The sequence below is a fragment of the Formosa haliotis genome (assembly GCF_001685485.1).
Classification (GTDB): Bacteria; Bacteroidota; Bacteroidia; order Flavobacteriales; family Flavobacteriaceae; genus Formosa; species Formosa haliotis.
Window position 1 is genome coordinate 910,736 of sequence record NZ_BDEL01000001.1, and the last position, 11,765, is coordinate 922,500.

11 protein-coding genes and 1 pseudogene (1 of these 12 cut by a window edge) are annotated in these 11,765 nt (G+C 32.3%); 1 reads left to right on the plus strand and 11 read right to left on the minus strand.

Annotated features, from left to right (window positions below; genetic code table 11):
• Positions 1–10: 10 nt before the first annotated feature.
• The 8 genes from A9D35_RS03780 to A9D35_RS03815 all read right to left on the minus strand — a co-directional run bounded on the left by A9D35_RS03780 (position 11) and on the right by A9D35_RS03815 (position 6,918).
• On the minus strand, positions 11–646 hold the full coding sequence (locus A9D35_RS03780) for a glycosyltransferase (RefSeq protein WP_066219247.1): 636 nt from the start codon (positions 644–646) through the stop codon (positions 11–13).
• A gap of 248 nt (positions 647–894) precedes the next feature.
• Complete coding sequence (locus tag A9D35_RS03785; protein ID WP_066219250.1) at positions 895–1,149, minus strand: hypothetical protein; 255 nt, start codon at positions 1,147–1,149, stop codon at positions 895–897.
• On the minus strand, positions 1,146–2,051 hold the full coding sequence (locus A9D35_RS03790; RefSeq protein ID WP_066219255.1) for a glycosyltransferase family 2 protein: 906 nt from the start codon (positions 2,049–2,051) through the stop codon (positions 1,146–1,148). Before A9D35_RS03790 ends, A9D35_RS03785 begins: the two co-directional genes overlap by 4 nt.
• Positions 2,048–3,010 carry a glycosyltransferase family 2 protein gene (locus tag A9D35_RS03795; RefSeq protein WP_066219258.1) on the minus strand — a complete coding sequence of 321 codons (963 nt, stop codon included), beginning with the start codon at positions 3,008–3,010 and terminating at the stop codon, positions 2,048–2,050. The genes A9D35_RS03790 and A9D35_RS03795 overlap by 4 nt, the downstream gene beginning before the upstream one ends.
• A gap of 4 nt (positions 3,011–3,014) precedes the next feature.
• Positions 3,015–4,226 carry a glycosyltransferase family 4 protein gene (locus A9D35_RS03800; protein ID WP_066219261.1) on the minus strand — a complete coding sequence of 404 codons (1,212 nt, stop codon included), beginning with the start codon at positions 4,224–4,226 and terminating at the stop codon, positions 3,015–3,017.
• Complete coding sequence (locus tag A9D35_RS03805; RefSeq protein WP_066219264.1) at positions 4,216–5,514, minus strand: ABC transporter ATP-binding protein; 1,299 nt, start codon at positions 5,512–5,514, stop codon at positions 4,216–4,218. Before A9D35_RS03805 ends, A9D35_RS03800 begins: the two co-directional genes overlap by 11 nt.
• A 74-nt stretch (positions 5,515–5,588) precedes the next feature.
• Entirely contained in the window at positions 5,589–5,957 is a 369-nt protein-coding gene (locus tag A9D35_RS03810) for a four helix bundle protein (protein ID WP_066219267.1), read from the minus strand.
• Between the two features lie 79 nt (positions 5,958–6,036).
• On the minus strand, positions 6,037–6,918 hold the full coding sequence (locus tag A9D35_RS03815) for an ABC transporter permease (protein ID WP_066219271.1): 882 nt from the start codon (positions 6,916–6,918) through the stop codon (positions 6,037–6,039).
• Positions 6,919–7,656: 738 nt separating this feature from the next.
• Between A9D35_RS03815 and A9D35_RS03820 the strand changes: the two genes are divergently transcribed.
• Positions 7,657–8,463, plus strand: coding sequence for an HAD family hydrolase (locus A9D35_RS03820; protein ID WP_066219274.1), 807 nt, complete (start codon positions 7,657–7,659; stop codon positions 8,461–8,463).
• Positions 8,464–8,619: 156 nt separating this feature from the next.
• Here the strand turns inward: A9D35_RS03820 and A9D35_RS03825 are convergent, their stop codons facing one another.
• From A9D35_RS03825 to A9D35_RS03835, 3 genes and pseudogenes are all read right to left on the minus strand, one after another.
• The gene (locus tag A9D35_RS03825; RefSeq protein WP_066219276.1) at positions 8,620–9,042 is read right to left on the minus strand and encodes a secondary thiamine-phosphate synthase enzyme YjbQ; all 423 of its coding nucleotides are present in this window, start codon (positions 9,040–9,042) and stop codon (positions 8,620–8,622) included.
• A 909-nt stretch (positions 9,043–9,951) separates the two neighbouring features.
• Positions 9,952–11,135 (minus strand): annotated as a pseudogene (locus A9D35_RS03830) (asparagine synthetase B).
• Between the two features lie 382 nt (positions 11,136–11,517).
• On the minus strand, positions 11,518–11,765 hold the end of the coding sequence (locus tag A9D35_RS03835) for an outer membrane beta-barrel protein (protein WP_066219279.1). The gene runs 397 nt beyond the window's last position; the window shows 248 of its 645 coding nt (coding positions 398–645); its start codon lies beyond the right edge, outside the window; the stop codon is at positions 11,518–11,520.

Here is an 11,765-nt window from a genome sequence, read left to right on the forward strand (position 1 = left end):
AAAAATTTTATTATTTTAAAAGTTCAATATATTTATTTTTAATATTTTCTTGATTATACTGCCTATAATAACTTCTAATATTGGTAGATAAATCAACAATTTCCTTTTCTGACATTAATTTAACTTTCTTAATTAAATCACTTAAATCATCAACATCATTACTAAACCATAAATTATAATCTAATAATCTTTCTGACATAGCTCCTGTTCTAGCTGATAAAATTATTAATCCAGCAGCCATTGCATCAATAGCTGTTAAGGGCCCTGTTTCTAAATCAAAATGCGAAACTATAAAACAATCTGCCTGATCATAATACTTTACCAATTCATTGTTTGGCACAAAACCTATAAATTTAATATTCTTATTTTCCTTAGCAATTTCCTTTAATCTTATTAAATCTTCTCCTTCTCCTACAACCAATAAAATATCATTTATACTTGAAGATTGTATAAATGCTTTAATAACTACATCTAAGTTTTTTTCTTTTACTAATCTAGAAACAGTTAAAAAAACCTTTGTCTTATCCTTATTTTGTATATTCAATAACGCTTGTTGATTATAAGAACATTGGTCAATAATAACAAATTTGGAATTATTTAAAACATCTAAATTTTTTGTATTATTGTAGGAGTGACAAACAAACATATCTACTTTTTCTAACCATTCTTTATTCCCTAAAACCTCTCGATTACTTATTAAATTAGATGGTCTAAAAATAATTTGACATTCGTTTTTTGAGGCTTCTAAAATTATGTCTTTAATATTTTTGGTAGAAAAGTTGGCGCATAAAAAAACACAATCAGACTCTATTATATGACTTTTAATAATTGAAACTAATTTACTTTCATATCCTACTTTTTTTGAAATGGAATTAGATATTTTAAAATGATTCTCTACTTTATTTTTGATTTTAAACTGCTTAAAATTGCTAATACTTTAAAAAATAAATTTGAATTATATAAATGTTTTTTAAGATTAATAATTTGTTTATCTGACACAAAATTAAATATCTGAGAATTATGTGTCATATTTCCAGTACTAAGAATCTTCACACTAGCTACACTTGATAACGTTTTAGCTATAAATCCTGTTTCTAATTCACGTCCTCCAATATCACCAATTGGTCCTATAATTAATACTTTTTTCAAACCAACTTTCGTTTTAATTTATTAAAAAATGAATTATATTTAATTTGTTCTTCAAAAAATTGTCTATAATTATTAATAAGGGAAGGATTATACTTTTTTATCTCTAAATACAAATAATCCTTTGCATTTTTTACATAACAGACGTTTTTACAGCCTTCTTGGTTTAATATATGTTCCTCAATCAACTCCCAGCTTTTTATAGCACTTTTTACCTTTAAATCTGTATTTATTACACTCAATTTGAAAGTATCTAATTCTCTGTAATATACTTCTGCTATTGGTGAAAAAATTACTTTTTCGGTATGTAAAAGTACTCTTGTAAAAAATTCTCCATCATCATTATTTGTTAAGGATTCATCCCAAAATCCCGAACTTTGCAATATGAACTTATTTATAAGGTAAACATGTGGTGGAAAAAATTCCTTATTTACTCCGAATGATTCCAAAAGAAGGTAGCCCGAATTAAAGTCTTTATAAGAATTATATTCTACTTTTAATTGTTTCCTTATAGCTTCTAGATGATCGAACCTACCCCACTTACACGTGGCAATAGCTTTATTTCCTTGATTAACGAGCAGGTTAATTTGACTTTCAATTTTGAAATCACTTAATATATCATCAGAATCTAGAAATTGTAGATAATCTCCTTTACTTAATTTAATCCCATTATTCCTACATCCGCTTGCACCTTTTAAATAATTATTCGTACGCTTATAATAATTAAACCTTTTATCTCTATTAATATATTCTTGTAATACCTTTTCGGTCTTATCCGTACTCCCATCATCTACAACAATACATTCCCAATTCTGGTAGGTTTGTGCTAAAACAGAATCCAAGGTTTCACCAATTAGGTGTTCCCTATTAAATGTGGGGATAATTATAGATACTAATGGTTTCATAATTCATATTGTTTCCAACGTTGCTCAATTTTATAACTACCTCTTTTTATTTGAATAAAAAAATGTCCAAAAATTTTAATTTCTTGATATACATTATATCTTATTTTTTTTAAAATAGGTAATATCTTTTTATAAACGAGTTTCGCATTATCTATGTCGTTATACTTTAAAGCTTCAAAAAAATAATATAAAGAGCCATTGTAACAATATTGAACCAAGTCGGAATCATTTAACACTATACTCTTTTCAAAATTTGCTATACAATTTAATATTTGAGATCTCTTATATTTGGATAGATACTTAGTATTCTCTTTTGTTTTTGTATTATTATGCTGCCTATATAAAAACAAGGATTTATTAATTATTTTGTAATGCTTTTCAGCCATATTAAAAAACAACCTCGAAAACAATTCTGTTTCTTGGCCCCGTAATATTTTAAGGCTAAACAAGTCTTTTTTCTCTATAAAAGACCTTCTAAACATAACATTATTTGTTACTATTTTAAATTTCCAAAGCACATAATCTTTATATAAAAAAGTATCAATTTTAAGGTCTATTAGTTTTGGTTTCTGCAGAAATTCATCAACATAGCTTCCAGAACAAATTACAAGATCGACACCTTCAATAAAAGCATTTAGTTTTTGACTTATAAAATCAGGTAGCATCACATCATCGTCATCAAACCAATTGATATAATCACCTCTACTTACTTCAAATCCATAATTACGAGCCGCATTCCCTCCAGCTAAGTGGTCTGCTGGGCGGTGGTAGTATTGAAAGCGGGTATCTTTAGTGCAGTACTCCGCCATGAGTTGATCGGTGCCATCGGTACTACCATCATCTACCACTAAACATTCCCAATTTTGATACGTTTGACTTAATACAGAATCTAAAGTCTCTCTAATTAGATTTGCACGATTATACGTTGGGATGATAATTGATATTAAAGGATTACTCATGTTTTCAACATTTTATATAAACATCTAAGAGTTTTAACATCTGTTTTTCTGATTCAAACTCTCTTTTAACAATATTATAACCGTTAACCCCATATTCATTCCATTTATCCTTATGGCTAAACATTTTTACTAATCCTTCAAATATACTTTTAAGGTTAGCTTCTGTTAAGAAGCCTGTTTTATTATTTATAACTACACTTGATATATCTCCTACATTCGTGGCTAATACTGGTAATTTTAAAGCTTGGGCTTCTAAAATAACCGTCGGTAGTGCTTCATTAATACTACTTAATAATAAAAAATGAGAGTCTAACATTTTTTGTCTAACATATTCAGAATTTTGATATAAATGAAAAGTAACATGAGCTGTTAGGCCCAATGTTTTTGTTAATTCTTTTAATTCTGTTTCTAACTTACCATCCCCTATAATATTATACTTCCAAATTATATCAGGGTATTCTTTTTTCAATAAACTTAAAGCGTTTAAAGCAAGATGAAATGCTTTTTCCTCTACTAATCTACCAACTGATAAGATATTACAGACATTAGTTTCTTTATTTGAAATTTCATCTTTTACAAGAACTCCATTATTTATACTTTCTATTTTATTTTCATCAAGTCCAAATGAGACAAGTTTTTCATAATTATAATTTGATATAGAAATAATTTTAGAAGAATATTTAAATAATGAATCGTAAAACCCCTTGGGCCTAACATCGCCTAACCTAATGTCATACCCATGAAAAGTGCATATTAATTTAAATGAGAGGCCTATTTCTTTATATGTACTAGCTTCAATACCATTTGGTCCAAAGTGAGCATGAACAATATCTATCTTAGCATTTAATAAAAAATGAGTAAATAATAAATGCTTAAAAGATTTTGCTCCATATCCATATTTATTGCTATTTAATGCCCTTTTGTATTTTAAAAAATCGGTAGAAAACAAACCGCGAAGTAAAATTTTAATTCCTTTATATAATCTAGACCATTTACTTTTTGGAAAAATATCTGATTTCAGAATAATTCGTTGATCTATTTCTTTAATGCGTCGCTTATCAAAATTCCCTTTATTTAAATCATTTTTAATATAGGTATAAATTAAGACATTTACATTATGGTCTAAAAGCCAAACTATTTGATTATTTATAAAAGTTTCTGAATAATTCGGGAAATTATACATCCAAAATAATACATTTGGTTTGTTATTTAACATTGTAACATTTGTTTTTCAATAAGACATACCCATGCTGTTTAGCACGCGGCACCTTACCTGTTCCAAAAAAATCTGTTTCTTCAACATCAAATTCAATACACTGTTCTAAACAATCAAAAACTTTTCCGCCAACTTCTTCTCCCCAAAGAGATAATCTATACTTTTTACTTATTAGAGGGATATGCTCTATTTCAAATCTAATTTTATTGTATTCGCCTTCAAGTAAAATAGTATTTCCATTAAATTGATTACTTACATTTGATACTGATATATTTTTACTATCACTAATTTCGTAAGATAAATAAATTTTACGTTTTAGGTTAGATTTATTTTTAATTACAACATCTATAAAACACTTAGAGTTTGAATAAATCGCATTTACATTCTCATAAATTCGACCTTCATACTCACAACCTAAAGCAACTGATGTAAAAACAGAAGATTGGTCGCCTCGTCTTTCTTTTAACAACTCTAAATTATTAAAATTGTTATTTGCTGGATTTGTGTTTTCTAAATAAAAATCTATAGCATCAGCTGTGTTATTTTCATAAACTAATTCTCCATTTTTAAGTACAAGTACCCTATTACATAAGCTTTGAATAGCTGCCATGTCATGGCTCACAAACAACACAGTTCTACCATCTCCTCTACTAATATCCTGCATCTTACCTATGGCTTTCTTTTGAAATTCGGCATCGCCTACGGCTAGTACTTCATCAATTACTAAAATATCAGGTTCTAAAAAAGCGGCTACGGCGAAGGCTAAACGCACGCGCATTCCGCTACTATAACGTTTTACTGGCGTATCAACATAACGTTCGCAACCACTAAAGGCAATAATTTCGTCTTCTTTGGCTTTAATCTCGGCTTTGGTCATCCCCAGAATAGCCCCGTTTAAATAGATGTTTTCACGCCCTGTTAATTCTGGATGAAAGCCTGTACCTACCTCTAGCAAACTGGCTATACGCCCCCGGGTTTTAATTTCGCCCGTCGTTGGACTCGTTACCCGCGATAAGATTTTTAACAAGGTACTTTTTCCGGCGCCGTTTTTACCAATAATACCTAAAACTTCGCCTTGCTTCACCTCGAAATTTATATCTTTAAGCGCCCAAGCATAATCGCTTTTCCCCTTACTCGAGCGGTCGTTAGTTTCACCAATCTTTAAATACGGATCGTCCTTACCCCGCACGCGATGCCACCACCGATTTAAATCGTGACTTATGGTACCCGTGCCTATGAGCCCTAGGCGGTATTGTTTGCTTATATTTTCGGCTTTTAGTATGGTCATTTATTCTTAGTTGGTAGTTGTTAGTTCTTAGTTGTTGGAAAATAATGGTTCAAATATAATATTTATAATATCTTTTACTTCTTTAGGTATTTAGTTAATCCACTTAACATTTTTGATAATTCTTCTAATTGCCTTCTAAATAGTACATCCTGATCTTCTTTTATATACCCTAACCGAAACGCAATTGTTGAACAAACAACACACTCATTGACAGAACCTATAGAAATTTGTATAAATCGATTAAATTGAGCATTTGTTCTACCTTGTCCTTCTGAGATATTCAAAGCGATAGAGATTGCTGCCCGTTGAAATTGTGAAGTTAATTGATAGGTTTCGTTTTTAGGAAATGTTTTGGTTACTACATATACGGCATCTACAAAATCTAAAGCCTTTTGATACACTTGTAAATCTTCAAATTTAAAATATGGATTCTTATCATTCATTTCCAAACATTTTTTAATTCACGCTAAAGACTAATATCTATCTACTACAGACATACGACTAAAGACTAACAACTACCAACTAAACCGTATCTACAAACTTCTTCTCGGTACTATTAAACACAATTAAACCAAATAAAAACACCAACACACTTACTACACTTACGTACACTAATTGCATAGTAGAAATGGTGCCAACACCTAACATAATATGCCTAAAGGCCTCGATAACAATCGTCATGGGGTTATACGCCACCAACCAAGAAATACTAGGTAATTTTTCTTGAAAAAAGGACAACGGATACATTACTGCCGAACCATACATAAGTAACTGCACCCCGAACTGTACTAAAAAAGTTAAATCGCGGTATTTAGTAGTCATAGAGGAAATAATCATTCCGAAACCTAAACCTAATAAGCCCATAATACCTACTAGGATGGGTAAAAGGACTAAGCTTATTTCGGGTCTAGCGGCATAGGCCTGCTCGGTAAATACAGTAAAGTATATATAAAAGCCTATAAATACGAGCATTTGTATACCGAATTTCACCAAGTTAGAGACCACTATTGACATGGGGATAATAACACGAGGGAAATACACCTTTCCGAAAATTGCTTGGTTTTTTGTAAACGTATCGCTGGTACCTGTAAGACAAGCCGAAAAATAATTCCATGCGGTAATCCCTGCGAGGTTAAACAAAAAAGCCGGCACACCAGGTTTAACAGGAATGGCTGCCAAGTTGTTAAAAATGACAGTAAATATAATTGAAGTAAATAACGGCTGAATAAAATACCACAACGGCCCTAAAATAGTCTGTTTATACACCGTAACGATATCGCGTTTCACGAATAAAAAGAGTAAATCTTTATACCTCCAGATCTCTTTAAAATTAAGATCGATAAGTTTCCGCTTGGGCGATATGGTATATAACCAAGGTAATTCTGGTTGGTTTGAAGGATTCAATAGCACTGGTTTTAGTAGCTGCTAATATAGGAAATCGGATTTAATCGTGAAATGTTTTATTTAGTCTTTAGAAAAGTGAGTACAGAGTATTGAGTATTGAGAATCGTGCTAACAAATACCTACTACAGACTAAAAACTACTCACGTTTCACGATTCACGGCTCAACTAACAACTAACAACTAAGAACTATTCATGAACTCCACCGTCATTACGAAGGAGGTACGACTGAAGTAATCTGTAACATTAGAACTCTGGTTCATAAGATTGCCGCGCTACGCTCGCAATGACGTTCTAACAACTAAAAACCAAGATCCAAGAACCAGGAGTAAAGATTAAAGAAGATTCACAAATAATAAAGTATAGAGTACAGAGTATTTAGTATTGAGAATCGTGTTAACAACTAATAACTACCTACTAACAACTAATGACTACCAACTATTCACGAACCCCTCCGTCATTACGAAGGAGGTACGACTGAAGTAATCTGTTGAATAAGTGACCTTGATTCATAAGATTGCCTCTCTATGCTCGCAATGACGTTATCCAAACAACTTTCTCCTTCCGATTAACGACTCACCGACAACGATTCACGATTCACTTATAACTAAAGACTAACAACTAAGAACTCCCTATTCACAATTTCCGACTCACGATTCACCATCTATAAACCAGAAAATAACACCCGCTTAACACCTCGAAACCAATTATTCCCGTACTTTTGCGTCTTAAAAAAATACTATGGAATTATCGCAAGTGAAATTGGTGGTTACCGATATGGATGGGACTTTATTAAATTCGAAAGGTGAAGTAAGTCCTAATTTCTTCAATTTATTTAAAGAACTTCAAGCCAACAACATTCAATTTATTGCAGCAAGTGGTAGACAGTATTTTAGTATCATAGAAAAACTCGACGCCATTAAAAATGAAATCACCATCATTGCAGAAAATGGTGGGGTTACCAAACGTGGTGGGGTCGAATTGGCTAATATGCAATTGTCTAAAGAAAAAATAAACAGTATTTTACCCCTATTGCGAACCATAGATAATATTTTTATTGTGCTTTGTGGGAAACAAAAGGCGTATATAGAAACTAAAGACTTACATTTTCCTAAGCTTTTGAGCGAATATTACACCGAGTTTAATACGGTAGATGATCTTACTGAAGTGAATGACGATAAGTTTTTAAAGCTTGCCATTTACCATATTGAAGACTCTGAGGCTTGTATTTATCCGCATGTAAAACACTTGGAAGATGAATTTCAGATTAAAGTTTCAGGACAAAATTGGTTAGATATTTCGCATCATGATGCCAATAAAGGCTTTGCTTTAAAGCAGGTACAAGATACCATGGGTATTTCCGAAAATGAAACTATGGTTTTTGGAGATTATAACAACGATCTAGAAATGTTAAGTAGGGCATATTTTAGTTACGCTATGGAAAATGCACACCCAAATGTTAAAGAAGCTGCTCGCTTTGAAACGAAAAGCAATAACGACCAAGGTGTGGAATTTATTTTAGAACAACTTATTGCGTCTAGAAAGTAGGCTTTGGTTAGTTGTTAGTTGTTAGTAGTTAGTAGTTAGTAGTTAGTAGTTAGTAGTGAAACTATTACATTAAAACAGCCTATAGTATAAAATTATTACATTTTTACATTACTACATTGATACATTGTTAAATTAGTACATTGAAAAATTGTTTTATTAAACCCCAAAAGCAGTAAGCACAAGGTTTCGGGAACCTCCATAATCACGATGTTCACAAAGGTAAATCCCTTGCCAAATTCCCATATTTAATTCCCCGTTAGTAATTGGAATCTGTACACTAGCCCCCATTAGAGAAGATTTAATATGCGCAGGCATATCATCGGCTCCCTCGTAGGTGTGTATGTAATAAGACTGATTTTCGGGCACCATAACGTTTATATGACTCTCAAAATCTAATCGGACTGAGGGGTCGGCGTTTTCATTAATGGTTAGACTCGCCGAAGTATGTTTAATAAATACCTGAAACATCCCTGACTGAATCTGTTTTAATTCAGGAAAGGATGCTAAAAGCGTATCTGTAATAATATGAAATCCGCGTTTATACGGTTTTAGAGTAATTTCCTTTTGAAAAACTTTCATACGAAGTAAAATTAAAAGCTGGCAAATATATTTATCTCATTTTTATGCCCTGTCTAAGGTAGTAATTTCATAAAGAATGAAAAAAGTATTGAGTTTAGAGTATTTAAAATTTAATATTGAGAAAGATACTTACGACTAAGAACTAAGAATCAGGAGCCAAGAATCAAGACTAATGAAGTATTGAGTACTGAGGATTTAGTATTGAGGATCGTGCTAACAACTAAGAACTACCTACTAACAACTAAGAACTATTCACGAACTCCACCGTCATTACGAAGGAGGTACGACTGAAGTAATCTATTGAATAAGAAACCTTGATTCATAAGATGGCCACGCTACGCTCGCAATGACGTACTAAAGACTACCGACTAACAACTACTAACTAAGATCCTCGAGCAAAGATTAGAGACGATTTACGAATTCCGATTTACTATTCACGATTACCGATTCACAATTCACGGCTCAACTAATAACTACTACCAACTATTCACGAACTCCACCATCATTACGAAGAAGGTACGACTGAAGTATTCTGTTGAATAAGAAACCTTGATTCATGAGATTGCCACGCTACGCTCGCAATGACGTTCTAACAACTAACAATTAACTACTAAAGACTAATGAAGTATTGAGTAAAGAGTATTGAGTATTTAAGATTGAGGATTGCACTAAGAACTAACGACTACCAACTACTAGCGATTTTCGATTCACGATTCACCATACAGTTATAAGAAAGATTGCTTCACTGCGCTCGCAATGACGTACTAAAGACTACCGACTAACAACTACTAACTAAGATCCACGAGCAAAGATTAAAGACGATTCACGATTTCCGATTTACTATTCACGATTACCGATTCACGGCTCAACTAACAACTAACAACTAACAACTAACAACTAACAAAAAAATCACGTTTTCTGTTTCTTCTTCTTAGCTGCAGGAAAAAGCACATTATTAAGAATAAGACGATACCCTGGAGATGTAGGATGTAATTCAAGCTCCGTTTTAGGATCTCCTACTTTGTGAGTGTAGTCTTCAGGATCATGACCTCCGTAGAACGTAAAAAAGCCTTTACCTTTTACCCCATGAATATATTTAGCTTCACCATTGCTTCTATTTTCTCCTAACACCAATACATTCGATTTTATTTCATCTCGCGTAAATGATGTAGTTTGCCCCATAAAACCTTTTACCAAGGCTGTATGATTCTGACAAAGCATAGTGGGTACCGGATCCCATTTGGCAGAGAAATCCATAAGAGAAAAATAATCTGACTCTTTAAAAATTCGTCGCTTATTCGTCATGTCTATAGATGAAAATTCATAAACCTTTGGATTCCGTTCTAAAGTATAGTTGGTAAAAGCAAAGGTTTTTGAGTAATCTATCCGTTTCTGGTAATCAGGATCACTACCATCTCCATCAAACATGGCTTCACATATATCTACACCTTCTGCTGACAAAGCGATATCGAACGAATCTGTAGCGCTGCACATAGCAAACATAAAACCACCACCAACTACATAATCTCTAATTTTTAGGGCCACAGCTAGCTTAGATTCAGACACTTTATTATACCCTAAACGTGTTGCTAAAGCCTCCGCTTCCTTCTTGTCTTCTATATACCAGGCAGCCGTTCTAAAACTATTGTAAAATTTACCAAACTGTCCCGTAAAATCTTCATGATGTAGGTGTAACCAATCGTAAAGTAAAAGCGTGTCTTCTAAAACATCTTCATCATAAACGGTCTCGTAAGGAATCTCGGCATAAGTAAGCACCATAGTTACGGCATCGTCCCAAGGCAATTTTCCTTTAGGCGTATACACCGCTATTTTAGGCGCTTTTTCAAGCACAACAGCTTCCATATTCTGACTCGGACTATCAATTAACTCTAAGATTTGTTCGGCCTTTTCGTTCGACACTACTTCAAACGAAACCCCACGAATCTGACATTCCTTTTGAATGGCTTCGGTATCTGGTAATAAAAAGATCCTCCCCTATAGTTTAGCAACCATTTTACTTTTAACTGTTTTTCTAAAGTCCAATAGGTAATCCCATAGGCTTTTAAATGATTTTTTTGTCCTTCAGCATCCATGGGAATAAGGATATAGGAAGCAAAACTCTTTGCTGAAAAGACTAAAAATATGAGAAAAATTAAAATACGTTTCAAAATAGTAGAGGCTGAAAATTGAATGTGAAAGATACTTAATTTTTAAGGCTAGTTAAAGTACTTTATCATAATATTAAGCTTCTGGATGAGGAGTTTAATCAGGATATTGTTTAACCCCTTAAACAACAAAATAAAATCTGCAAGGGTTTAACAATACCATTACTCAAATCTATAACACCACGTTTCACTAAACCTGAAATAGTTGTAAACAAAAAAAACCTGAACAATACAATTATTGTTCAGGTTTAGATATATTATAATCCTATATAAAACCGAAGTTTACCACAGGTTACACGTATTATATAAATTAGAATTTATATAATAAACCAAATTGAGGTTGTGCAAAAATGTTGTTGAATAGGTTGATGTTTAAAGCAAAGCTATTTGAAGGATCTGCATCCTCAGGGTTTGCATTATTATAAGTTAAGATATCAGCTAAAACAAACGTTGCAGCAAAATGTTTTGTAAAGAAATAGTTTAAACCTAAAGTAACATTAGCTTTAATATCATTACTAGTATTATCAAAATCTGTAGTTTCATTTTTTCTACGAGAAT

What these genes read in the sequence shown, in the direction of transcription:
- A9D35_RS03805 (WP_066219264.1), bottom strand. Translation starts at nt 5,514, where the DNA reads ATGACCATACTAAAAGCCGAAAATATAAGCAAACAATACCGCCTAGGG.
- A9D35_RS03820 (WP_066219274.1), top strand. Translation starts at nt 7,657, where the DNA reads ATGGAATTATCGCAAGTGAAATTGGTGGTTACCGATATGGATGGGACT.
- A9D35_RS03795 (WP_066219258.1), bottom strand. Translation starts at nt 3,010, where the DNA reads ATGAGTAATCCTTTAATATCAATTATCATCCCAACGTATAATCGTGCA.
- A9D35_RS03780 (WP_066219247.1), bottom strand. Translation starts at nt 646, where the DNA reads ATGTTTGTTTGTCACTCCTACAATAATACAAAAAATTTAGATGTTTTA.
- A9D35_RS03800 (WP_066219261.1), bottom strand. Translation starts at nt 4,226, where the DNA reads ATGTTAAATAACAAACCAAATGTATTATTTTGGATGTATAATTTCCCG.
- A9D35_RS03790 (WP_066219255.1), bottom strand. Translation starts at nt 2,051, where the DNA reads ATGAAACCATTAGTATCTATAATTATCCCCACATTTAATAGGGAACAC.
- A9D35_RS03810 (WP_066219267.1), bottom strand. Translation starts at nt 5,957, where the DNA reads ATGAATGATAAGAATCCATATTTTAAATTTGAAGATTTACAAGTGTAT.
- A9D35_RS03825 (WP_066219276.1), bottom strand. Translation starts at nt 9,042, where the DNA reads ATGAAAGTTTTTCAAAAGGAAATTACTCTAAAACCGTATAAACGCGGA.